The sequence below is a fragment of the Streptomyces avidinii genome (genome assembly GCF_045161815.1).
GTDB lineage: Bacteria > Actinomycetota > Actinomycetes > Streptomycetales > Streptomycetaceae > Streptomyces > Streptomyces avidinii.
Genome location: NZ_CP108863.1, coordinates 5,887,954 through 5,910,497, shown reverse-complemented (window position 1 = coordinate 5,910,497; position 22,544 = coordinate 5,887,954). Strand labels below are relative to the sequence as shown.

The following is a 22,544-nucleotide window of genomic DNA, read 5'->3' as shown; positions in this document are numbered from 1 at the left end:
GTGTGATGAGGTGGGCGCCATGAGCGACTTCGAGACGATCACGGTGCCGGAACGCCTCCACGGATATCCGGGGGTGGCCTTCGGCGGCTACGTGGCGGGCGTGCTGGCCGCCCGCGCCGCGGCGAAGAGCGTGCGGGTGGACTTCCGGCGGCCCGTGCCGACCGGGGCTCCGGTCCGGCTCGCCGCGACCGCGGACGGCGGCTGCGAGCTGACAGCCGGCGAGCTGCTGCTGGCCGTGGCGAGCCCCGCCGAAGCGCCTCCCGCGGACTCCCCCGGAGCCCCCTCCTGGGACCGCGCCGTGGCAGCTGCCGAGGCCTTCCGGGCGGACCCGCCGGAGGGCCAGGCCGACTGCTTCGGCTGCGGCCTGGACCGGACGCCCGCCACCGGGCTGCGCCTGCACTGCGGTACGGTGCCGGGCCGCGAGCTGGTCGCCGCCGCCTGGACCCCCGCGCCCGAACTGGGCGGCGCGGACGGGCTGCTGCCGCCCGAGCTGGTGTGGGGCGCGCTGGACTGCCCCGGGAACGCGGCCGGCCGGCTGCTCGACGGCCGCGGGGCCGGTGCGGTCACCGCCGCGCTGGGTGCCCGGCTGCTGCGGCCGGTACCGGTGGGCGAGGGGCTCGTCTCGTACGCCTGGATGCTGTCGGCCTCGGGCCGCAAGTACACCGTGGGCACGGCCCTGGCCACGGCCGACGGCGAACTGTGCGCCGTCGGCGAGGCGCTGTGGGTGGAGCCGCGCCCGCGCCCGTAACGGCTCACGCGGAATCGGGCAGCAGGTGCTTGCTGCCCCACATCCCGAGGGGTTCCAGGGCCGCGTTCAGGTCCTGGCCCAGCGGGGTCAGGGAGTACTCGACGCGCGGCGGAACCTCGTCGTACACCTCGCGGTGCACGATGCCGTCGGTCTCCAGCTCGCGCAGCTGGGCGGCGAGCACCTTCTCGGATACGCCCGGGACGAGCCTGCGCAGTTCACCGAACCGGCGCGGGCGCTGATCGAGCTCCCACAGGAGCGACACCTTCCATTTGCCGTCGATCACGGACATCGCCGCCGCGATCCCACAGTGATCCGCACCGGGCCTTCGTGTCACCGCCATCGCACACCCCTCCCCACCTGCTCGCTCACCTCGGGGTAACCACCCACTCCGAAGTGCGTACTTGAGCGCTTCCACGCCTGCCACCAGGCTAATCGTCATGACCGACACCACACCGCAGAGTTCCCTCACCCTCCTCGGCCTGGGCGACATGGGCACCGCCCTCGCCCGCACCTGGCTCGCCGCCGGGCACCCCCTGACCGTCTGGAACCGCACCCCCGCCAAGGCCGGGGCACTGGCCGCCGAAGGGGCCGTCGCCGCCCCGAGCGCGGCCGCGGCCGTCGCCGCGAACCGGCTGGTCGTGGTCTGCCTGCTGGACGACGCCAGCGTCGGCGCCGCCCTGGACGGCATCGACCTGGCCGGCAAGGACCTCGTCAACCTCACCACCGGCACCCCGGCCGAGGCGCGCGCCCGGGCCGCCTGGGCCGAGGAGCGCGGTGCCCGGTACCTGGACGGCGGGATCATGGCCACACCGACGATGATCGGCGTCCCCGAGGCCGGCGGGTACGTCTTCCACAGCGGTTCGCGCGCACTCTTCGATGCCCACCGGGCCGTTCTGGCGGTCCCGGCCGGGGCCCGTTTCGTCGGCGAGAACCCCGGGCACGCCGCCCTGCACGACGTGGCGCTGCTCAGCGCGATGTGGGGGATGTTCGCCGGCATCTCGCAGGCCTACGCGCTGATCGAGGGCGAGGACATCGCCCCGAAGGACCTGGCTCCGCTGCTGTCCGAGTGGCTCGGCGCGATGGGCTTCTTCGTCGGCAACGCGGCCGAGCGGCTGACCTCGCGGGACTTCACCTCGGGGGTGGTGTCCAACCTGGCCATGCAGGTCACGGGCAGCGGCACCATGCTGCGCACCGCCGAGGAGCAGGGCGTCAGCACCGAGCTGATCTCCCCGTACGTGGACCTGCTGCGGCGCCGGCTGGCCGCGGACCCGGCCGCGCACGGCGGGGAGGACACCACCGGGGCCATCCTGCTGCTCAAGCGGTAGCCGACCGGGGGTCAGGGCCGGAGCCCGGACCGCGGCCCGGCGGTTACGAGTACGCGGGCGGCGGCGGTCCGAAACCCGCGGGGGTGGTTTCGGCAGCCGGAGCCTCGTCGGTCCGCATGAGGTCGCGCGCCATGAGGGTGGCCCCGGCCACCGCTCCCGGCATCAGGAACACCGCGACGAGCGGCACCAGGAAGGCCAGCACCAGCGGCACCCCGAAGCCCAGCACCAGCATCCGCCGCGAGCGCATCAGTGCCAGCCGGTCGGGCAGTTCCACCTTGCGCCGCTGGAGGGCCACGGCGGTGAGCTCCTGGGTGAGGAAGTATCCGGAGACGCAGAACCCGAGCACCGGGATCACGGTCTGCCCGATCACCGGGACGAACCCGAGGGCGAACAGCAGGATCCCGTACAGCAGCACCCGTGCGAGCACCTTGACGCTGTCCCGGGCCGAGACCCACAGCTCCAGCCAGAGCGGGAGCCCCGACTCGGGGACCTCGCCGCCCTCGCTGCGGTCGACCTGCTCCGAGAGGGACTCGTAGAACGGCTGGCCGATCAGCAGGGTCACGGCGGTGAAGGTGATCACCGCGACGAAGAGCCCCAGGCCGAAGAGCAGGGTGGTCAGGAAGCCGCGGAAGAGCGCGAGCCACGGCGAGGACCAGCCGTCGGCGAAGGGGGTGGCCCAGGCGGTCAGGTCGTCGGCCCCGTAGCCGAGCCCGATCAGGGCGCCGGCGTAGAGGACGAACGCCACGAGCCCGGGCAGCAACCCGAAGCCCAGCCACCGGCCGTGCCGGAACACCCATCGCTGTCCGGCCAGCAGATACCGGAAGCCCCCCGCAAGATCACGCATGGGGCCAGTTTACGGCGAAGGCCGCACCCCGGTCGGGGTGCGGCCCTCGCGCTGCGAGCGCCGGATCAGACGGCGAGCTCGACGGTGATGTTGCCGCGGGTGGCCTTGGAGTACGGGCAGACCTCGTGGGCCTTCTCGATGAGCTCCTTGGCGGTGGCGGTGTCCACGTTCGGGATCACGGCGGAGATCTTGACGATCAGACCGAAGCCCTCGTCGTTCTTGCCGATGCCGACCTCGGCGGTGACCGTGGAGCCGGATATGTCGGCGTTCACGTTCTTCGCGACGACGCCCAGGGCGCCCTGGAAGCAGGCGCTGTAGCCGGCGGCGAACAGCTGCTCCGGGTTGGTACCGGCGCCGCTGCCACCGAGCTCCTTCGGCGGGTTCACGACGACGTCGAGCTGGCCGTCGTTGGTCGCGACGCGACCGTCACGGCCGTTCTCCGCGGTGGCGACAGCGGTGTAGGCGACGTCGGACTGGTGGATGGACATAAAGGAAAATCCTCCTGGTAATCGCCGTGACTCGCGCCCACGATCACGACGGTGTGCAGTGAGCCTAGCCGGTGAAAGAAACGATCATCTTTCCGGTGTTCTCGCCGCGGAGCATGCCGAGGAAGGCGGAGGTCGCGTTCTCGACGCCCTCGACGACCGTCTCGTCGTAGCGCAGCTCACCGGAACGCAGCCATCCGGCGACGTCCTGGACGAACTGCTGCTGCAGTCCGGCGTGGTCGTTGACGAGGATGCCCTGCAGGCGCAGGCGCTTGCCGATGACCTGCATCAGGTTGCGCGGACCGGGGGCGGCCTCGGTGTCGTTGTAACCGGCGATCGCGCCGCAGAGGGTGGCCCGGCCGTTCACCTTCATCGAGGAGATGGCGGCCTCCAGGTGATCACCGCCGACGTTGTCGAAGTAGACGTCGATGCCCTCGGGGGCCGCGGCCGGCAGCTGCTCGGCGACGGGGCCGTTCTTGTAGTTGAAGGCGGCGTCGAAGCCGTACTTCTCCGTGAGCAGCGTCACCTTGTCGTCCGAGCCGGCGGAGCCGATCACCCGGGACGCGCCCTTGATCTTCGCGAACTGGCCGACGAGGCTGCCGACCGCACCGGCGGCGCCGGAGACGAAGACGGAGTCGCCCTCCTTGAAGGAGGCGACCTCGAAGAGGCCGGCGTAGGCGGTCAGGCCCGGCATGCCGAGAACACCGAGGTAGGCGGAGAGCGGGGCGAGCGAGCCGTCCACCTTGGTGGCGTGCGCGGCGTCGAGGTCCGCGTACTCGCGCCAGCCGAGGTGGTGCAGGACGTGGTCGCCGACGGCGAAGCCCTCGGCGGAGGAGGCCACGATCTCGCCGACCGCGCCGCCCTGCATCGGCTCGTCCAGCTGGAACGGCGGGATGTACGACTTCACGTCGTTCATGCGGCCGCGCATGTACGGGTCCACGGACATGTGCAGGTTGCGCACGAGGATCCGGCCGGCTGCGGGCTCGGCGGACACGGGCACCTCGCGCAGGGCGAAGTCCTCGGCGACGGGCCAGCCCTGCGGGCGACGGACGAGGTGCCACTCGCGGCTGACGGCGGGGATCTGGGACATGCGACGCTCCTGGTCAGAACGAAATTGCTTCACTAGGTGAAACAACCATGCGCCTAGATATTTCATGTTGTCAAGTAAATGGGTACGCTGGTTCCATGCCCAGTCGTCGCGTAGACCCAGTGACCATCGAAGTCGTCGAACTCATCGGCGACGTCGTGGCCAGGTATCACATGGAGTACGAGCACGCGGCCGCCAGCCACCAGCTCACCGGCGCCCAGGCCAAGGTGCTGAACATGCTCTCGCTGGAGCCCATGCCGATGCGGCGCATCGCACTGAAGCTGCGGTGCGAGCCCTCGAACGTGACCGGCATCGTCGACCGCCTGGAGACCCGTGGCCTGGTCGAACGCCGCCCGGATCCGGCCGACCGCCGGGTGAAGCTGGCCGCCCCCACCGAGGAGGGCACACTGACCGCGGAGCGGCTGCGCGAGTCCCTGGACTTCGCACGCGAACCGCTGGCGGGCCTGTCCGCGGAGGAGCGCACGGCCCTGCGGGACCTGCTCAGGCGGATGCTGAGCGAGTAGGCCGGGACAGGGACGGGACTGCCTAGAACCAGCCGCAGAAGATCCAGCAGTCCTTCGTCGGCGAGGGGCTCGGCGACGGGGACGGCGGGGGCGGCGGTGCCTGCGTGCTCGCGGTGGCGCTCTGCGACGGCTTCCCGGAGGCACCTCCCTGTACGGACGACCCCGGGCCGGGAGTACGGGAGGCCGGGCCCGATGTCGCGGGCGCGGGGGCGGACGGGGCCGGACCCGGCTGCGTGACGCCTCCGGAGGGCCCGCCGGCCCCGGCCGTCCTCGTGGCACTGACGGCGGCGGCCTTCGCCGTGGCCTTCACGGAACCCGTGGGCGCCCCGGGCGTCGGCGCGTCCGGCAGCGGAGCGGGCTGCTGCGGCCCGTCGTCGGTCAGCACCACGTTCGCGGCACGGTCGGAGCGCTCCCCGTCGGCGGCCATTCGGGCCACCGCCATCGAGCCCCCGACCGCGATCAGCGCGCCGAGCGCGAGGGTCAGCACGGTCCGGCGGCGGCGCCGGTGCGTGACCCGGCGCCGCGCACCGGCGCGCCGCTCGTTCGGGGCGGACAGCACGACGAGGGAGTCCGCGAACACCTCGGAGAGCTCGGTCGGCATGGTTTGCGACGGGGCTGCGACACCTGGCGCAGCACCCGGCAGCGCGGCGGACGGGGCGGGTATCAGGTACTCGGCGGGCGTTCCGCATCCGGCGCACGCCAGTGCGCCGTTGAGGTGCCTCCGGCATGCGTGGCAGTAGTTCATGGCGCCCGCAGGCTACGTGGTCTGCGGCAACATCCGGATCCCGAGAACGTAAGGATCCTGTGTGGAATCGTTTCCGGCATGACATCTTTCGGGCCGAGCGCATTCCAGTTGGTGCTGTTGCGGCGGATGGCCGACTTCCAGCCGGACCTCGCCGACGAGGCCCGCCGCCGGCTGGGCGCCTCGCTCGCGGACCAGCGGGAGGCGAACAAGCACTGGCAGGCGATGGTCCGCTCGCCCCGCTCCCGCGGGGCGCTGGCCCGGTACCGCTCGGTGCTCGGACCGCCGGAATCCGCCGAGCGGCGCACGATCGGCGATCTGGAGTGCGAGGCGCTCCTGTGGCCGCTGCCGCTCTGGCCGGACCTGCGCTTCGAGGTGCTGGCCGCGCCGGACGGGGCGGTGTGGAACGAGTGGCTGGTACGGGCCCCGGGCGCGCCGGGGCCCGTACTGGAGTCGCCGGACGACCTGCGGCCCTGGTCGGCGACGGTGGACGAGGTCGCGCGGGCCTTCGCCCCGGTCCGCCCGATGGAGGGGACCGCGCCGACCCGCTGGCGCCTGGCCTTCGCCGTACGGGGCCGGCCCTGCGTGGCGGAGTTCACGTACGGCCTGCTCCAGCGCTTCTCCCTCGACGGGCGGACCGGGGCGGGCGGAACCTAGTGCTGTCACAGCACTAGGCCGTCTCTTTCGGATCCTGCCGGGCCCACGACGCCCGGCACCGCACCCGGCCGCGTTGTCGGGGCGCCCGAGTACGTCCAGTACAAGGGCGCCCCTCCGCCTTGCCGGGCACGGCACCGGACGCCGCGGGCCCGGCCGACAAGATCCGAAAGAGACCGCCTAGGAGGCGAGGAAGGCGCGGACCCCCGCCGAGGTCGCGTCGTCGCCGAGCAGGTCGTTGTGCCCCAGGCAGCCGACCGCCGTGTTGGCGGCTCCGGTCAGCCGGACGCTGTCGTCGGGGTTGACGACCTCGTCGCAGTCGGACCAGAAGGTCGCGTACCTCACCGCACCCGGGGTCTCGTCCCCGCCGTTCAGGTTCTTCACGACGTACGACCCGGGGGTCATGTCCCGGCAGGCCTGGTCCCACAGGGCGCAGGCCCAGGCGGTGGAGGTGCCGCGGTTGGGTCCGGCCAGCGAGACCCAGTGGTCCACGGTGGCCCCGCCGCCGCCGAACTTCACGTACCAGCGGCTCACCAGCGAGCCGAAGGAGTGCGCGACGACGTCGACCCTGGCGGCGCCGGTCTCCCGGCGGACCTGGTCGACGTAGGCACCGAGTCGCCCGGCAAGGACCTCGTTGACGGACAGGTGGGTGTCGTAGCCGAAGGAGAACAGCTCGGCGTCCGTGTACCCGGCGGCGCGAAGGTCGCCGCGCAGGGCTCCCCAGACGCCCGGGTCGGCGTTGTAGCCGTGCACGAGGACCACCGGGTTTCGGGCGGCCGCCCGGTCGGCGGCGTGGGCCGGGACGGCTGCGGGCAGCGCGAGACAGAGGGTCAGGAGTGCCAGGAGTGCCGGAAGCGCGCGAAGGGGCAGCAGTCTCTGTCGGGCCGTCAGCATCGAGTCCCCTTTACCTTGTTACGCATGAGTAGCGCGTGCGGTGCGGGCATGGTGCTGCCTGTCGGTACAGAAATCCACCCCCATGCAGCCGCGACGCACCCCCCGGCCGGAGCATCCCAACGGGCCATTAGCCCGAATTGCCCGCGATGATATGAAAAGTGACCGACACTTCCGTCGGTCCTCTTGCGCCAGCGCTCTCGGGAGGATCTGCCGTGACCGTCAGTCTTGAGCAGTTGCGCCGCTGCCACGTCGCCGTCGACCTGGGGGCGGCAAGGACCCGCGTGTACGTCAAGGGCGCCGGCCTCGTGGTCGACGAACCCAGCGTCGCCGCGGTCAACACGCGCACCGGTGCACTCATCGCCGTCGGCTCCTTCGCCGAACGGATGACCGGCCGCACGCCCGACTACATCCGGGTCGTGCGCCCCGTCTCCGGCGGCACCGTCGTCGACATCGAGATGGCCCAGCGGATGCTGCGTCACCTCCTCGGCGAGAAGCTGCGGCGCGCCCTGCGCCGCAAGCCGCGGCTGCGGGCCGCCGCCTGCACCCCGCACGACGCGGATCCGCTCGCCCAGCGGGCCACCGTGGAGACCCTCGTCGGACTCGGCGCCCGGCGCGTCGAACTGGTCGACACCCTGATCGCGGCGGCCGTCGGCTGCGGACTGCCCGTGGAGCAGCCGACCGCCACGATGATCATGGTGTGCGGGGCCGCGGCCACCCAGGTGGCCGTCCTCTCCCTCGGCTCGATCGTCACCGCCCAGCGGATCCCGGTCGGCGGCGAGGCCATCGACCACGCGGTCGTCCAGCACCTGCGCCACGCGCACGAGCTGATGCTGCCCAGCCAGGCGGTCCGGCCGCTCCAGCTGGCCCTCCACGGCAATGGCCTCACCGTCGGCGGCCCGACCTCCACCCTGATCCACGGCCGCGACGTGGCCACCGGACTGGCCCGTTCCGTGCAGGTGGACACCGCCGCCGTACGGGACGCGATCTACACCCCGCTGACCGCCGTCCTGGACGGCATCGGCAAGGTGCTGCGGGACTGCCCGCCGGACCTCGTGGCCGATCTGACGGACCGGGGGATCATGATGGTGGGCGGCAGCGCCCTGCTGCCGGGCCTGGACCAGATGCTGCGGGACGCCACCGGAATGCCCGTCGCCATCGCGGAACGGCCGGACGTGTGCGCCGTACTCGGTCTCGGCGCGATGCTCGAAGGGAAGATCGCCCCGATGGTCCTCAACCCGCTGGCCGAATGACGAACGCCGGGCAGGAGCCCGACGCGAGGCCCGACCGGCCCGACCTGATGCCCGACCGGCCCGACGAGGAGGCGGCGCTCCTTCCGGTGCTGCTGGAAGCCGTCCTCGACGTCGGGTCCGAGCTGGAGCTGCACGCCACCCTCCAGCACATCGTGGAGTCGGCGACCGAGCTGTGCGAGGCCCGGTACGGAGCGCTCGGGGTCGTCGACCCCGAGCGCGTCCTGTTGACCCAGCTGTTCACGGCCGGGCTGACCGAGGAGCAGCGGGCCGCGATCCCGCACCTGCCGGACGCGCGCGCCGGGGTGCTCGGAATCCTCGTCGGCGACCCGCGCCCGCTGCTCCTGGACGATGTCACCCAGGACCCGCGGGCGGCTGGTTTCCCTCCGGGCCACCCGCCCATGAGCAGCCTCCTGGGCGTCCCGATCCGGGTGCACACGGAGGTCTTCGGCAATCTCTACCTCACCGAGAAGCGCGGCGGCGGCCCGTTCACGGACGAGGACCTCGCCCTGCTGCGCGTCCTGGCCTCGCAGGCGGGCATAGCGATCGGCAACGCCCGGCTCTACGAGACCGCGCGCCGCCGGGAGCGCTGGATCGACGGCGCCGCCGCCGTCACCACGGCCCTGCTCGCCGGACGCCCGGCCGCGGACGCCCTGAAGTGCGTGGCCGAACGGGCCCGGCTGCTGGCGGACGCCGCGGCCGGAGTGGTGCTCCAGCCGACCCCCGAGGGCGGCATGGAGATCGTGGCCGCCTCCACGCAGGGGGACCCCGGGGACCTGGTGGGAACGGCGATCGCCCCCGGTTCGCCGGTGCTGGAACAACTCCTCGGCGGCGAACCCGTCTTCATCGACGACTCGGCGACCGACCCCCGGATGACCACGCACGTCCGGGAACGGTTCGGGCCGAGCATGATGCTTCCGCTGCAGAGCGGCGGCCAGCTGATCGGCACCCTGGCCCTGCCCCGCGCCCGCGGCGGCCCCGCGTACGACGCGGTGGACCGGCTGCTCGCCTCGCAGTTCGCCTCGCAGGCCGCGCTGGCCCTCGTACTGGCGGACGCCCAGCACGACCGGGAGCAGCTGGCCGTGTACGAGGACCGCGACCGGATCGCCCGGGACCTGCACGACCTGGTGGTCCAGCGGCTCTTCGCCACCGAGATGATGCTCGAGAGCACCCGGCGGCGGGCCGCGAACGCCCCGTCCGGGGACACCGTCGGCGACGAGCTCAGCCGGGCCGTGGACGAGCTGGACTCCACGATCCAGGAGGTCCGGACGGCCATCTTCGCCCTCCAGCAGCCGCCGACCGACGCCCCGACGACCTTCCGGGGCCGGGTGCTGCGCGAGACGGGCGGGGCGGCCGCCGTGCTCGGCTTCCAGCCGTCGGTGCACTTCGGGGGCGCGGTGGACGCCCTGCTGCCGGACCCGGTGGCGGACGCGCTGCTCGGGGCGCTGCGCGGAGCCCTGGCCGCGGCGCACCGGCGCGGCGAGATCACCTTCATCGACGTGCAGGTGGACGCGGACCCGTCCCGGGTCCGGCTGACGGTGGCGGACGACGGCCGTACCGAGTCGGGCGCGCGCGGCACGACGACGACCTGGGAGTCGGTGCTGTAGGGGGGGAGTGTCCTGCCGATCAGGCCGGTCGGGTGGCAGCGCGCAGCGCGATCCGGGTGTTGGACTGGGCCACCCCCGCCTCCCGTTTCAGCCGGCGGAGCAACCCGTCGAGGACCGCGGGGTCGGCGGCCCGGGCGCGGACGAGGTAGTCGTGCTCGCCGGTGACGTGCACGACCTCGGTGATCCCGGGAAGCTTGGCGACCTGCCGTTCGAACTCCTCGTTGGTGGTGTCCTGGCGCAGGGTGACGTCGATGAAGACGACGAGTCCGCCTCCGGTGTCGGCGGCCGGGTCCACGATCGTGGTGAAGGCGCGGATCACCCCGTCGCGGCGCATCCGTCGCACCCGGTCGGCGGTGGCGTTGGCGCTGAGGCCGACGCGGACCCCCAGATCCCGGTACGAGATCCGCGCATCCTGCTGGAGGATGCCGAGGATTTCCCTGTCGAGGCGGTCCATACCGCGATTCTCGCAGCCGGGGCCGGTATTCGCGCTCATCCCCCGGGCGGCTGGACCGAACCTCGCCCCATGAGCGAACTGATGACACCGGCGCTCGCGGGCGCGGCCGCGGGTCTGGGCGTGGCGATGCCCATGGGGGCGATGAGCGTGCTGCTGCTCCAGGAGGCCATGCGCGAGCGCCGCACGGCCGTGGCCGCCGCCGCGGGAATCGCGGCGGTCGACCTCGGCTACGCGGCCCTCGCCACCGCGGTCGGACCCTGGGCGGCCTCCCACATCTCCCCGGTCGAGGCCTGGGTCCGGCTGGCCTCGGCGGTGATCCTCCTGGCCATCGCGGCCCACGGCCTCCGCGGCGCCACCTCCCCCACCCGGACCGCCGCGGCCGCGCCGGGCTCCCTGGCTTCCCCGGGCCGGACCGCCACATCGGCCGCCCCGGCGCGGCCGGTCAGGGTCTTCGCACGGTATGTCGGTCTCACCGCCCTCAACCCCACCACCGCCCTCTACTTCGCCGCCCTCACCACCGCCCAGGGCGCCACCCTGGGCACCGGCCCGGCCGGAGCCGCGTTCCTCCTCGGGGTCGGCGCCGCCTCCCTCCTGTGGCAGCAGTCGCTCGTGGCGCTCGGCGCCCTCGCCGGTACCCGCATCCCGGACCGCGCCCGCGTCTGGACCTTCCGCCTCGGCTACGGGCTGGTCGCCGCCTACGCCCTCAAGATCGCCTTCCCGCTGCCGACCCCGGGATGAGGCGCCGGGCCCGCTCGGGGGCGACTCGGGGTGGGCTCGGGGAAGCCTCGGGGGCATGCCGGATACGGGCCGATCCCCCGGCTTGAATGATCAGTACATGACCAATCACCCCCTGGGGCGCCGCCGGGCGGCCCTCACCCGGGCCGCCTTCGTCGCCGCTCCCCTGTGCATGCTGGCCTACGGCGCCATCCGGCTCAGCGACCCCGACCACGGCCCGGGCCCCGCCTGGACCGCGGGCCACATCGCGCTGCTGGCCGGGGTGCTGCAGTTCGCCGTGATCCTCCCGGCCCTGCGCCGGCTGACCGGGCCCGCCCGCGGAGCGGCCCGCCTGGGCGCCGGCGCCGCCACCCTCCTCGGCCTGGCCGGCGCCCTGGCGGTCGTCGCCCAGGCCGTCATCGACCTCGTCGTCGGTTTCCGCGCCGCCGACCGTCCGGAGATGGCACGGCTCTTCGAGGAGATCCAGAGCCACCCCGGAGTGCTGCCCGCCGTCTACACCGTCGGCCCGATGCTTTTCTACGTCGGCCTCGTCTGGCTCCTGATCCACCTCGCCGTCCAGCGCCGGGTCAGCCCCTGGCGCCCCGTCATGGTGCTGCTGGGCACGGCCACCACCGCCGTCAGCCTCGACCTGCTGCCGCTCGGCGCCCTCTTCTTCACCGCGGCCCTGCTCCCCCTGTCCCTCCCCCTGACCACCCGGCCCGATCGACGGGAACCTTCTAGTGTGACCCCGTGACGACTCGCCTCTCGGCCCGTGCGGCCATCGCCTCCGTGACCGACCCCGGCAGCTTCACCGAACTCCCCGCCCCCCGGCGGGAGTCCCCGCCCGACGGACCCGGCGGCCCGGACGGACCCGACGGACCCGACGGCCCGCTGGAGTGGACCGGCTACGCGGACTCCCGCGCCCGCGCCGCCGCCCGCACCGGCGAGCAGGAGTCCGTGGTCACCGGGACCGCCCGCATCGGCGGTCACGAAACCGCCGTCGTCTCCTTCGAGTTCGGCTTCCTCGGCGGCTCGCTGGGCGAGCGCACCGGGGACCGGCTCGAAGCCGCCTACGCCCACGCCCGCGAGCACCGGCTCCCCCTCGTCTCGCTCATCGCCACCGGCGGCTCCCGGATGCAGGAGGGCATGCTCGCGCTGACCCAGCTCCAGCGGGCGGCCCGTCAGTGCGTCCTGACCCGGGCCGCGGGCCTCCCCCAGCTCGCCGTCCTGCGCGATCCGACCACGGGCGGCGGCTGGGCCACCCTCGGGGCCGGGGCCGACGTCGTCCTCGCGCTCCCCGGGGCCCAGGTCGGCTTCGCCGGGTCCCGGGTGCGCCCGGCCGACGCGGACCCGGTGGCCTACTCCGCCGAGGGCCAGTACGCCGCCGGACACGTGGACGCCGTGGTGGCCGCCGCCGAGCTGCCGGGGACCCTCGCCGGCTGGCTCCGTGTGCTGGCCGCACCCCGCCCCGCCGGGCCGGTCGAGCCGCCGGCGGCGCTGGCCGACGTAGCACCGCCGCGGACCGGCTGGGACGCCGTCCTGCAGGCCCGTCACCCCGACCGGCCGCGCGCCGCCGCGTACCTGGACGCGTACTTCGAGCTCCGCCTGCCGCTCTCGGGGGACCGGGCGGGCGGCACCGACCCCGGCATGCTGTGCGGATTCGGGCTGCGCGAGGGCCGCGCCGTCGCCTACGCCGCCCAGTGCGGCACCGCCACCCGCCCGGCGGGCTACCGTACGGCCGCCCGCGTCGTCCGCCTCGCCGACCGGCTCGGCATCCCGGTGCTCACCCTGGTGGACACCCCGGGCGCGGCCAACGACGCCGCCGCCGAACACGCCGGGGCGGGCGCGGCCATCGCGGACACCTTCGCGGCGCTCGCCGCGGCCACCGTCCCCGTCACCACCCTGCTGATCGGCGAGGGCGGCTCGGGCGGCGCCCTCGCGCTGGCCGCTCCGGGGAACACCTGGGTCACCCCGGACAGCTACTTCTCGGTGATCGCCCCCGAGCTGGCGGCAGCCATCCTCAAACGCCCGCCGGAGGCCGCCCCGGCCACGGCGGACCAACTGCGCATCCGCCCCCAGGACCTGGTGGCCCTGGGGGTGGCACGCGGCATCGTCCCGCCCGGTCAGCCCCGGTAGGCGCCCAGGCCGTGGTTCCGGCGGGCCGGAAGCCGGACGTCCATCCGGTAGAGCCGCGTGACCTGCCGGTCCAGCTCGTTGTCATCGCTGGCCAGCAGCAGCCGTACCCGGCCGAGGCCGTCGTGGTCCGTGACGACCATGCCCTCGATGTTGTCCACCAGCGGGTGGTTCTGCGGCAGCTTCGACGGCGCGCCCAGCGTCGGGCAGTCGTCGAAGTCCCCGATCGCCGTCTTGCGGGCGACCCGCAGGCCGCGGCCCTCGGTCAGCGTCCCCACCGCGGAGGTGTCGGTCGCGCCCAGCGGGTCGGCGACGTACAGCCGCACCGTGATGGCGAACTGCTGCGTGAAACCGCGCTCCAGGACGATCAACCGGCCGTCGCGGGTCGGCGCGAGCTCGACGAGGCCGTGCCCGGCGTCCACGGGGTAGGCGTACTGGCGGCCCGGCCGGAACTCGCCGTCGCGGCCCCGCTCCCAGGTCTGGATCCGCTGGAGGGTCCGCCCCTGCGCGTCCTTGCCGTCACCGGCCAGCGGCCCCTCGACGCCCGCGACCAGGGTGCGCCCTCCGGGCAGCAGGGTCAGCGACTCGAAGGTCTGGTTGGCGGAGGCCCGACCCTGCGGCGCGAGCCGGAGGGCGTCCGGGACCGGCAGGGTGCCCAGCACCTTCCCGTCCCGGCCGTAGCGGCGGACGGTGGGGGCGAGCTCGTCGGTGACCAGGTAGGAGCCGTCCCGGTCGACGACGACGCCCTCCGAGTCGACGGGCTTCCCGGCGCCGTCCGTCAGCGGCAGCCGCGCGGTGGCCCGGGTGTTCGGGGTGTCGCCGCGTCCCACCTTCAGCGAGTACAGCGCCGACCTGTCGGAGACGGCGGCGACCGTGCCGTCCCGGTCGACGGCGAGACCGGAGATGCCTCCGACCAGGCTCCCGTCGAGCGTGGTCTTGTCGAGCGCGAATCGAAAGAAAGCGGAAGGCCCTGAAACAGGAAGGCAACGAACCGGCCAACTTCCCTTCACAACCGGCCGGATCGGGCGAACCGTGCCGGGCCGATCCCCACGTGCCGCCCGAAGTGCCTGGTCAGATGCGCCTGGTCGTAGAACCCCGCCGCCACCGCCGCCTCGGCCGGCCGCACCCCCGCCAGCAGCAGCCGCCGCGCCACCGCCACCCGCCGCGCGGTCAGATACGCGTGCGGCGGCAGCCCGTAGGCCGCCCGGAAGCTCCGGATCAGGTGCGTGGGGTGCGGGTGCCCGAGCTCGGCCGAGGCCTCCTCCAGCGTGATCCCCTCGGCCACCCGCGCGTCGAGCAGCTCGCGCAGCCGTACGGCGACCACCGCGCCCGCCGCCCCCGCCCCCGCCCCGGGGGCCGCGCGCCCGGCCAGCCGCCGGTGCAGCCGCTCTTGTACGAAGGCGAGCCGCGACTGCGCCTCGAGGGGGTCCGGGTCGCGCTCCGCGAGCGCCAGGTGCAGCCCGTGCACCCGCTCGCGCAGCGCCGGATCGGCCAGCGACGGAGTGTCCACGGCGGCTCCGGTGAGCCGCTCCGGCAGCACCGAGGTGTCCAGGTACAGCACGCGCTTGCGGAAGCCCGCCTCGGTCACGGTCCGCCCGTCGTGAGCCACCCCGGGCGGCAGCAGGATCACCGCGTCCGACACCCCGAAACCGTGCCTTTCCCCGTCGAGGGCGAAGTCCACCCGGCCGCCGTCGAGGATCATCAGCGCCCAGGTGTCGTGCACGTGGGCCGGGTACGCGTGCTCGGTGAAGCGGGCGTGGAAGACCTCCGCGATCCCGGGAACCGCCGGCTTCCAGGCGCGGACGGTGCTGCGCGGACGTATCGCGGCCATGTCAGGAACGTACAAGACCGGTCCGCGGGCGGGCCGCCAGGCTGTCCGCATGACGACACACAAGGTCAACATCGCCGAAAAGCTGGCCGGTTTCACCGAGCAGTGGGCCCCGCGGCGCATCGCCCGCGTCAACGACTACGAGGTCAAGGTGGCCCGGATCGAGGGCGAATTCGTCTGGCACACCCACGAGGACACCGACGAGCTCTTCCTCGTGGTCGGCGGCACGCTGACGATCCGCCTGCGCGACGGGGACGTGGTGCTCGGTCCCGGGGAGATGTACGTCGTCCCGCGCGGGGTCGAGCACTGCCCGGCGGCGCGGGAGGAGGCGCAGATCCTGCTCTTCGAGCCGGCCGGCACCGTCAACACCGGCGCCGAGGGCGGGGACCGCACCCGGGAACCGGTGGACGCGTAGCCCGGCCGGTCGTGCCGGGGCCAACCGGCCACCGGCCGATGTACCGTCCGGCCCAGCGGTCCCAGCGACTAGGCCTGCGGGAACCGCGCGTCGTACCGGGCGAAGTTCCGCCACCGCAGGGCGAGCAGACCCAGCACCAGTACGCAGGCCAGCCCGCCGCCCGTGACGGCCACGGTCGGGGAGATCAGGTCGGCGGTGGTCCCGGCGAGGAAGTCGCCGAGCCGGGGCCCGCCCGCGACGACGATGATGAAGACGCCCTGGAGCCGGCCCCGCATGTCGTCGGGGGTGGCGGCCTGGAGCATGGTCGTGCGGAACACCATGGAGGCGGTGTCCGCGTACCCGGCCAGGGCCAAGAAGAACATGCCGAGCCACAGGTTCCGGGTGAGCCCGAACACCGCGACGGCCAGCCCCCAGCCGGCGACGGCCAGCAGGATCGCCAGCCCGTGCCGGCGGATGCGGCCCTGCCAGCCGGAGAACAGCCCGCCGAGCAGCGCCCCGGCGGCCATCGCGGCGACCAGCAGGCCGACGGTGCCGGCGCCCCCGCCGAACCAGAGCCCGGCGATGGCCGGGAACAGCGCCCGGGGCTGCGCGAGCACCATGGCGGCCAGGTCGGAGAAGAAGGTCATCCGGATGTTGGGCCGGGTGCCGAGGAAGCGCAGTCCGTCGAGCACGGAGGCCCTGCCCCGGGCGCCCTCGGCCCGGTCTGGCTTCATCGACGGCAGCTTCCACATCGCGTAGAGCGCGGCGGTGAAGGTGACGACGTCGATCACGTAGGCCGTCCCGTAGCCCGCGAAGGTGACGATGACCCCGCCGAGGGCCGGGCCGACCATCGACCCGAAGGTCATGGTCACCGAGTTCAGGGCGTTGGCGGCGGGCAGCTGTTCGACCGGGAGCAGCCTCGGGATCATGGCGGACCGCGCCGGTCCGGTGAGCGCCCCGCAGACCGCCTGGAGCGCGACGACGGCGTACAGGAACCACACATGGTGGAAGCCGAGGACCGCGGCCACGGCGAGCACGACGGACAGCGCGGCGGCGCCCAGCGAGCTGTAGAGGCCGAGCTTGCGCCGGTCGACGGTGTCGGCGATCGCGCCGCCGTAGAGGCCGAAGACGACGAGCGGGACGAGGGAGAAGAGTCCGACGAGCCCGACCGAGAAGCTGGAGCGGGTGATGTCGTAGACCTGGAGCGAGATCGCGAGGGTGGTCATCGCCTGGCCGACCCAGGAGATGGTTCCGCCGAACCACAGCCGCCGGTAGTCGAGGGATGCGCTCAGCGGGGTCAGGTCGGCGAATATTCGCTGCCAGAGCTGGGGTGGGGCGGTCGTCCGGGTCACAGCGGATGATAACCACCGGCCGTACCGCACCCCCGGGGATTTTCCGCCGCTTCACACACCGGCAACAGCCGCCACACCCGGCTCCGGGCTTTCGGCGCGGGCCGCCATTTGCCGGTAACTCGCCACTATCACCGGACATTTGACCGAATCGACGTGCGCTCCTCACCTCGGCTTCAGCTCATGATGAAAAGACTCGTATGTCCAGGGAGGCGTAGTGATCGAACCTGGCAACAGCACCACGAGCACCGGCACGACGCAGAACACGGTGCCCCCCACCGTTCCCCTCACCGTCGGTGTCGAGGAGGAGTTCCTGCTCGTCGACACCCGCACCTTCCGGGTGGTCCCCGCCGCCCCGCTGGTCCTCGCGACGGCCGGCGGGCTGCCCGGCGAGCTGCACCCCGAGGGCACCCGCTACCAGGTGGAGATATCCACCCCGATAGCCCACTCGGCCGCCACGCTGCGCGCCGAGCTCGCCGCCCTGCGGCGCACCCTCGGCCGGGCCGCCCGGGCCCACGGCTGCCGGCTGCTGGCCGCCCCCTCGCCGGTCGTCGCCGTGGAGGGGCCGCTGCACCTGACCGACGACGAGCCGCGCCAGCGCGAGCAGCACCGCCGCTTCGGCGCGCTCACCGACACGCTGGTCAGCTGCGGCCGCCACATCCACATCGGCACGCTCGACGTGGACACGGCGGTGGCCGTGTCCAACCGGATCAGACCCTGGCTGCCCACGCTGATCGCGCTGGCCGCCAACTCGCCGTTCTGGGGCGGCCGTGACACCGGTCACGCCAGCTGGCGGGCGATGGCCTGGTCGGGCTGGCCCTCGGCGGGCCTGCCCCCGCACTTCACGTCCACGGCCCACTTCCGGCGCTCGGTGCAGACCCTGCTCGGCTCCGGGGCGGCCCTGGACACGAAGATGGTCTATTGGGACCTCCGCCCCTCCGGGCACTGGCCGACGCTCGAGATCCGGGCGCCCGACATGTCCCCGGACATCGACTCGGCCGTCCTCCAGGCCGAACTGGCCCGCGCGCTGGTCTCGACGGCGCTGCGCGAGATCGCCGAGCGGCGCCCCGAGCCGGCCGTACGGGACGACGTACTGCGCCTCGCGCGCTGGCGGGCGGCCCACGACGGACTGGAGGGCTTCGGCCTCGACCCGTACACGGGGACGGAACTCCCCGCGGCGGACCTGGCGGAGGCCCTGCTGGACCTGGTCGCCCCGGACCTGGCCGCCACCGGCGACCTCGACCACGCGGCCAAGACCCTGGCGGGCCTCCTGCGCGACGGCTCGGGCGCCCACCGCCAGCGCGTGGCGTTCGCCCGGCGCCAGGACCTGACGGACGTCCTGCGCCACCTCACGGACGAGACGGAGGACTTCTGACCCGAGCGCCCACCGCAGCCGCAGGTGCCCCGCGCGCACCTGCGGCTGCGACGCCGCGGTGGCCGGAAGCGGACCGGAAGCGGGCCGGGGCTTCCCCCGGCAGCGGCCGCCCGGGTCTCCTGACGGAGGTCCGCGGATGCGGGCGCCGGAGCGAGGGAGGCCGCCATGAGCGGGGAACGAGGACAGTGGGAGCCGGTATCCCGACGGGGTGCACGGCGATGACGGCCGCCGTCGGCCACGATGACGCCCTTCCCTACCGGGAAACCACCTCCGACGCCTACGCGACCACTGCCGCACGCACGTTCGGCGCGCGCCGGCTCGCCGAGGGCATCAGCCTGCTGACAGGGCCCTGCCCCCGCTGCCGGGCGGTGATCTCCGTCCACCTGGTCAACGACGTCCTGCGCCGCGGAGTGCGCCGACGGGCCCGGCAGGCACCGCCGCAGCCGTACCGGACGGTGCGGTGCAACTGCCGGGCCCCGCACCCCGGACGGCCGGAGGGCCTGCGCGGCTGCGGCGCGTACTGGAACGTCCTCGTCGAGCAGCGGAGGCAGCCGTGACGACCGATCCGACGCTGCGCCCGGGGCCTCCCGCGACCCCGGACGACCTGCACCGCGCCCAGTACCAGGAGGAGTTGCTGGAGGGCGGCGAACTGGAGCGCATCCGCTCCGCGGCGCTCGCCTGGCGCAACGGCCTGGCAGGTCTGATCGCCGGCCTGATCGGCTTCGGGCTGGTCAAGGGCCGGTCCGACGTCACCCAGCTGGCACCCGGCGCGGCTGCCGCGGTGGGCGTGCTGCTGGGCCTAGTGACCCTGTTCGGTGCGCTCGCCGCCTGGCTGGTGCTGCGGGCCGCGCACGGCCTGCCCCGGGTGGTCCCGGCCGAGCAGTTGCCCGGCCGGGTGACGCACGAGCACCAGCTGGCCACCGCCGCCGCCCGCGACCTGCGCCGGGGCAGCGCCCTGGTGGTGGTCCACGCGACGCTGCTGATCGCCGCCGTCGCCGTCACCTGGTACGGCCCGGAGCGGGCGAAGCCGCAGGTGAAGGTGGTCACCCCGGACGTCACCGCGTGCGGCACCGTACGGAGCGTCGGCGGGGGAGCGCTCACGGTCCGGACCCGCACCATGGAGATGCGGATCCCGCTCGACCAGGTGCTCGACCTGACGGCCGTGGAGGCCTGCCCGCCCAGGTGAACCGGCGCCCGGGCTCAGCGGCCCATGTGGAGGAACGGGGCCCACAAGGCCGGGAGTTCGTCGCCGAACCGGTCCCGCAGCTCGCGGGTCGCGGCGTGCACCGCCCGGGCCACGGCGTCCGGCGGCAGGTCGTCCTGCCCGGCCACGGCTGCGAAGACCGCCTCGGCGACGTCCGGGATGCTGATCTCGCTGGCCGACCAGACCGAACCGACCACGTCCTGCCAGCCCGCGAACCGCAGCGCGGCGGTCAGGCTGATGGCCTCGTCCATGTTGACCAGTCCGCCGGTCGCCGTGTGGCAGGCCGCGAGGAAGGCCAGCCGGCCGGGGTGCGCGTCCTCCACGAGCCGGGCGATGGTCAGCACCCCGTCGTACAGGACCAGTCCGCCCTGGGAGGGGTCGGCGAGGTCCTGCCGACCGTGGCAGCCGAAGTGCACGTACGGATGGCGGCGCAGCTCCTCCCGGACCCGCTCCTGGCCGGCCCCGGGTCCGTCCAGCGCCGTGTGCCGGTCCCCCGGGAAGAGCTCGGCCAGCCGCTTGGCCTCCGGGACACTCAGGCGCCACAGGCCTTCGGCCTCCGGCACCGTCGCGATGAGCAGCCGGGGCGGGACGCCACCGGGTCCCGGGGGCTTCGTCGCCTCCGGTGCGGGCGCGGCACCGCTCAGCAGTCGCAGCGTGGGCGTGTAGGAGGAGACGGCCCGGTCGATCACGCTCGCTCCGCGGCCCGCCGCGCCGTCGTGGCGTCCGGCGGCGTGCAGCGGTACGAAGGACAGCAGGCTGGTGGGGCACCACCAGATGCGGGGCAGTTCCTGCCCGGACTCGTCCGGCTCGAGGCCGAGCGCCGCCATGACCGGCTCCGCGATCACGTCCCAGGCCCACTCCAGCAGCATGCGGGCGCGGGTCTGCCGGTCCTCGGGCTCGGCCTCCTCCTCGCCGAGGAGCACCCCCAGGTGTCCGGCGAGCAGGTCGACCGCCTCCTCGAAGCGCAGGCCGGGAAGCGGCACCACCCGCAGCCCGGCGGAGGAGACGACGAGCGCGTCGCTGCGCCAGCGGCTGAAGTTGATCAGGACGGCCGGGCCGTCCACCGCCCACCCCGAGACCAGGTCCTCCAAGGTGAGCAAGGGCGGTCCGGCGTCCGAACCGGTGGCGTCCGAACCGGTCAGCGACTGCGCCCAGGTCACGGCACGGCCCCGCTCCAGCAGTTCCACGGCCGCTGCGGGTTCCTGCGCGTGGAGGGCGCACGCGGCTGCGTCCGCCGCCATGCCGGCCCAGGCCCGCCGTGACAGGTGCAACTCCTGGTCGGAGCGTTCCAGCCCGCGGTGGGCGAGTTCCGGCAGCAGGTGCACGGCGGCCCGGTAGCCCTCCAGGGCCGTGGCCCACTCGCCGCGCTCCCCCGCCAGCAGACCCCACTTCTGGGCGGCGTCCAGCCGCGCCCACGGCCGTCCGCCGGTAGCACCGACCGCCTCCCGCCAGGCGGCGACGGCCGTCGCCGCGTCCGCGGCGTCCCCGGTCAGGTCGTAGCGCATCCGTGCGGCGGTGCCCCGGTTGGTCAGGCACTCGGCGTACGTCGGGTGGTCGGCGGACAGCCGCTCCACGATCACCGCGCACGTCTGCAGCGCCTCGTCCAGCAGGTCGGTCCGGGCGAGCAGTTCGCCGGCCGTCATCAGGGATCCCACGTGGTGGTTGAGGAGGTCGATCAGCGCCGGATGCCCCGGCGGGGCGGACCGCACCGAGGTGCGGCCTGCCTCCACCGCCTCCAGCAGCATCGCCCTGCCCTCCGGGGTGGCGGCGCGGGCCCGGCCCGCGTGTGCGAGGACCAGGGCGAGGTTGGACTGGATCGCGGAGTGTTCCGGGTACGAGGGCGGGGTCGTACGGGCCGCTTCCCGGCAGCGTCGCACCGCCTCGTCCAGATCGGCCGCGTCCTCGGACATCTCGTGGAGGAACAGCAGGGCCACGCCCAGCTTCGCCAGGAACTGCTCCCGGTCGGGAGAGCCGGGGCGGGTGCTGTCGCACATCTCCCGCAGCAGGTCGACGCCCCGGATCAGGTCCTCCTTGCGCCCGTTCCGCTTGAACCGGCTGACCAGAGCGCTGGAGACCGTGTCGGCGAGCCACAGGCGCAACTGCGGATCGAGTGCGTCGTCCGCCAGCAGCGGCTGTCCGGTGCCGACCACCTCGTCGAGGAGGGCCGGGTCGCCTTCCTTCTCGTAGACCATCAGCAGGGTGACCAGGCGGTGTCCCTGGGCCAGCACGTGACCGGGATGGTCCTCGGGCACCCGGCCGAGCATGTCCGTCGCCAGCTCCAGCTTGCGGTCCAGGTCGGCGGCGGCCCCGCGGCCGCGGTAGCGCAGGAGCAGCGCGAGCTGCAGGTGGTGTTGGGCAAGTCCGAAACCGGGATCCGCCGGGTCGGTCGCCTCGAGGGCCTCGATCAGCCCGTCGAGCCGCCGGTCGGAAAGCCGCCCCGCCCCCGCTGCGAGGAGTTCGGCCTCCATGCTGCTGCCGTCGTACCGGAGCCGGGCCTGGCGAAGTATGCCGAACAGCTTCCCGATCATGCGTCATCATCCTTACTCGTGCCTGCGGCCGCCGGTGTGCTCCGGCGGCCGCTCGTTCGGAACCGGACCGCTCATCGCTCGATGCGTGCCACTCCGTCGGAGGCGGGGCCGGTGAGCACACCGAGTCTTTTCGCCGTGTTCTGGATGAAGTGGATCGTCAGCAGCAGCACTCCGATGTCATCGAGGTAGACGGGGTCGGGAATCAGGTCGACCGGACTGACGGTGTAGACGAGGGAGGCCCAGAAGGCCACCTTGTTGGACAGGGGGAGGTCCTCGCTGCGCAGCAGCTTGGATATCTTCACGAGCTTCACGGCGAGCACGATCGCAACGCCCAGCATCGCGAGGACCGCGATCGCCAGGACGATCAGCACGCCTGTGGACAGTTCACTCAACCGCTTCTCCTCTGCA

25 protein-coding genes are annotated in these 22,544 nt (G+C 73.6%); 13 read left to right on the top strand and 12 right to left on the bottom strand.

Annotated elements, in window-relative coordinates; all coding sequences use genetic code 11:
* Positions 1-19: 19 nt before the first annotated feature.
* The gene (locus tag OG373_RS26535; protein WP_405440766.1) at positions 20-748 is read left to right on the top strand and encodes a PaaI family thioesterase; all 729 of its coding nucleotides are present in this window, start codon (positions 20-22) and stop codon (positions 746-748) included.
* 4 nt (positions 749-752) lie between these two features.
* Here OG373_RS26535 and OG373_RS26530 read toward each other — a convergent pair whose 3' ends face one another.
* On the bottom strand, positions 753-1,037 hold the full coding sequence (locus tag OG373_RS26530; protein ID WP_397728675.1) for a winged helix-turn-helix transcriptional regulator: 285 nt from the start codon (positions 1,035-1,037) through the stop codon (positions 753-755).
* Between the two features lie 148 nt (positions 1,038-1,185).
* On the opposite strand from OG373_RS26530, the gene OG373_RS26525 reads away from it, so the two are divergent.
* Complete coding sequence (locus OG373_RS26525; RefSeq protein WP_405440764.1) at positions 1,186-2,073, top strand: NAD(P)-binding domain-containing protein; 888 nt, start codon at positions 1,186-1,188, stop codon at positions 2,071-2,073.
* Between the two features lie 43 nt (positions 2,074-2,116).
* Here OG373_RS26525 and OG373_RS26520 read toward each other — a convergent pair whose 3' ends face one another.
* From OG373_RS26520 to OG373_RS26510, 3 genes are all read right to left on the bottom strand, one after another.
* The gene (locus tag OG373_RS26520) at positions 2,117-2,917 is read right to left on the bottom strand and encodes an EI24 domain-containing protein (protein ID WP_405440762.1); all 801 of its coding nucleotides are present in this window, start codon (positions 2,915-2,917) and stop codon (positions 2,117-2,119) included.
* A 65-nt stretch (positions 2,918-2,982) separates the two neighbouring features.
* Complete coding sequence (locus OG373_RS26515; protein ID WP_405440760.1) at positions 2,983-3,405, bottom strand: organic hydroperoxide resistance protein; 423 nt, start codon at positions 3,403-3,405, stop codon at positions 2,983-2,985.
* Between the two features lie 64 nt (positions 3,406-3,469).
* Positions 3,470-4,492, bottom strand: a complete 1,023-nt coding sequence (locus OG373_RS26510; protein ID WP_189964058.1) for an NADP-dependent oxidoreductase — start codon at positions 4,490-4,492, stop codon at positions 3,470-3,472.
* A 95-nt stretch (positions 4,493-4,587) separates the two neighbouring features.
* Here OG373_RS26510 and OG373_RS26505 point away from each other — a divergent pair, with 95 nt between their 5' ends.
* Entirely contained in the window at positions 4,588-5,013 is a 426-nt protein-coding gene (locus OG373_RS26505) for a MarR family winged helix-turn-helix transcriptional regulator (RefSeq protein WP_189964060.1), read from the top strand.
* A gap of 22 nt (positions 5,014-5,035) precedes the next feature.
* Here OG373_RS26505 and OG373_RS26500 read toward each other — a convergent pair whose 3' ends face one another.
* A complete protein-coding gene (locus OG373_RS26500; RefSeq protein WP_405440758.1) occupies positions 5,036-5,614 on the bottom strand; it encodes a hypothetical protein in 579 nt (192 codons plus the stop codon).
* A gap of 222 nt (positions 5,615-5,836) precedes the next feature.
* Between OG373_RS26500 and OG373_RS26495 the strand changes: the two genes are divergently transcribed.
* Entirely contained in the window at positions 5,837-6,412 is a 576-nt protein-coding gene (locus OG373_RS26495; protein ID WP_405440756.1) for a hypothetical protein, read from the top strand.
* Positions 6,413-6,589: 177 nt separating this feature from the next.
* On the opposite strand, the gene OG373_RS26490 is transcribed toward OG373_RS26495, so the two are convergent.
* Positions 6,590-7,303, bottom strand: a complete 714-nt coding sequence (locus tag OG373_RS26490) for an esterase/lipase family protein (RefSeq protein ID WP_405440754.1) — start codon at positions 7,301-7,303, stop codon at positions 6,590-6,592.
* A 212-nt stretch (positions 7,304-7,515) separates the two neighbouring features.
* Between OG373_RS26490 and OG373_RS26485 the strand changes: the two genes are divergently transcribed.
* A complete protein-coding gene (locus tag OG373_RS26485; RefSeq protein WP_189964068.1) occupies positions 7,516-8,553 on the top strand; it encodes a rod shape-determining protein in 1,038 nt (345 codons plus the stop codon).
* A 47-nt stretch (positions 8,554-8,600) separates the two neighbouring features.
* The gene (locus OG373_RS26480) at positions 8,601-10,157 is read left to right on the top strand and encodes a GAF domain-containing protein (protein ID WP_405444205.1); all 1,557 of its coding nucleotides are present in this window, start codon (positions 8,601-8,603) and stop codon (positions 10,155-10,157) included.
* Between the two features lie 19 nt (positions 10,158-10,176).
* Here the strand turns inward: OG373_RS26480 and OG373_RS26475 are convergent, their stop codons facing one another.
* Entirely contained in the window at positions 10,177-10,611 is a 435-nt protein-coding gene (locus OG373_RS26475) for an Lrp/AsnC family transcriptional regulator (RefSeq protein WP_405440752.1), read from the bottom strand.
* A 69-nt stretch (positions 10,612-10,680) separates the two neighbouring features.
* Between OG373_RS26475 and OG373_RS26470 the strand changes: the two genes are divergently transcribed.
* The 3 genes from OG373_RS26470 (at position 10,681) to OG373_RS26460 (ending at position 13,461) form a co-directional block, all read left to right on the top strand.
* Positions 10,681-11,349 carry a LysE family transporter gene (locus tag OG373_RS26470; RefSeq protein ID WP_405440750.1) on the top strand — a complete coding sequence of 223 codons (669 nt, stop codon included), beginning with the start codon at positions 10,681-10,683 and terminating at the stop codon, positions 11,347-11,349.
* A gap of 97 nt (positions 11,350-11,446) precedes the next feature.
* Positions 11,447-12,079: a hypothetical protein gene (locus tag OG373_RS26465; protein WP_405440748.1), complete on the top strand. Its 633-nt coding sequence runs from the start codon at positions 11,447-11,449 to the stop codon at positions 12,077-12,079.
* Positions 12,076-13,461: a carboxyl transferase domain-containing protein gene (locus tag OG373_RS26460; RefSeq protein ID WP_405440747.1), complete on the top strand. Its 1,386-nt coding sequence runs from the start codon at positions 12,076-12,078 to the stop codon at positions 13,459-13,461. Before OG373_RS26465 ends, OG373_RS26460 begins: the two co-directional genes overlap by 4 nt.
* On the opposite strand, the gene OG373_RS26455 is transcribed toward OG373_RS26460, so the two are convergent.
* Together OG373_RS26455 and OG373_RS26450 are read right to left on the bottom strand one after the other, a co-directional pair.
* The gene (locus OG373_RS26455; RefSeq protein WP_405440745.1) at positions 13,449-14,468 is read right to left on the bottom strand and encodes an esterase-like activity of phytase family protein; all 1,020 of its coding nucleotides are present in this window, start codon (positions 14,466-14,468) and stop codon (positions 13,449-13,451) included. The two genes, OG373_RS26460 and OG373_RS26455, sit on opposite strands and share 13 nt — an antisense overlap.
* Positions 14,465-15,289, bottom strand: a complete 825-nt coding sequence (locus OG373_RS26450) for an AraC family transcriptional regulator (protein ID WP_405440743.1) — start codon at positions 15,287-15,289, stop codon at positions 14,465-14,467. Before OG373_RS26450 ends, OG373_RS26455 begins: the two co-directional genes overlap by 4 nt.
* Before the next feature lie 49 nt (positions 15,290-15,338).
* Here OG373_RS26450 and OG373_RS26445 point away from each other — a divergent pair, with 49 nt between their 5' ends.
* Entirely contained in the window at positions 15,339-15,701 is a 363-nt protein-coding gene (locus OG373_RS26445) for a cupin domain-containing protein (RefSeq protein ID WP_405440741.1), read from the top strand.
* A gap of 68 nt (positions 15,702-15,769) precedes the next feature.
* On the opposite strand, the gene OG373_RS26440 is transcribed toward OG373_RS26445, so the two are convergent.
* A complete protein-coding gene (locus OG373_RS26440; protein ID WP_397728706.1) occupies positions 15,770-17,032 on the bottom strand; it encodes an MFS transporter in 1,263 nt (420 codons plus the stop codon).
* Between the two features lie 214 nt (positions 17,033-17,246).
* Between OG373_RS26440 and OG373_RS26435 the strand changes: the two genes are divergently transcribed.
* The 3 genes from OG373_RS26435 (at position 17,247) to OG373_RS26425 (ending at position 19,590) form a co-directional block, all read left to right on the top strand.
* Positions 17,247-18,404: a glutamate--cysteine ligase gene (locus OG373_RS26435; RefSeq protein WP_397728708.1), complete on the top strand. Its 1,158-nt coding sequence runs from the start codon at positions 17,247-17,249 to the stop codon at positions 18,402-18,404.
* A gap of 218 nt (positions 18,405-18,622) precedes the next feature.
* Entirely contained in the window at positions 18,623-18,961 is a 339-nt protein-coding gene (locus OG373_RS26430) for a hypothetical protein (RefSeq protein WP_405440739.1), read from the top strand.
* Complete coding sequence (locus OG373_RS26425) at positions 18,958-19,590, top strand: hypothetical protein (RefSeq protein ID WP_405440737.1); 633 nt, start codon at positions 18,958-18,960, stop codon at positions 19,588-19,590. The genes OG373_RS26430 and OG373_RS26425 overlap by 4 nt, the downstream gene beginning before the upstream one ends.
* A gap of 14 nt (positions 19,591-19,604) precedes the next feature.
* On the opposite strand, the gene OG373_RS26420 is transcribed toward OG373_RS26425, so the two are convergent.
* The gene (locus OG373_RS26420; protein ID WP_405440736.1) at positions 19,605-22,136 is read right to left on the bottom strand and encodes a CHAT domain-containing protein; all 2,532 of its coding nucleotides are present in this window, start codon (positions 22,134-22,136) and stop codon (positions 19,605-19,607) included.
* A 71-nt stretch (positions 22,137-22,207) separates the two neighbouring features.
* Positions 22,208-22,528, bottom strand: coding sequence for a YkvA family protein (locus OG373_RS26415; protein ID WP_397728716.1), 321 nt, complete (start codon positions 22,526-22,528; stop codon positions 22,208-22,210).
* Positions 22,529-22,544 lie beyond the last annotated feature (16 nt).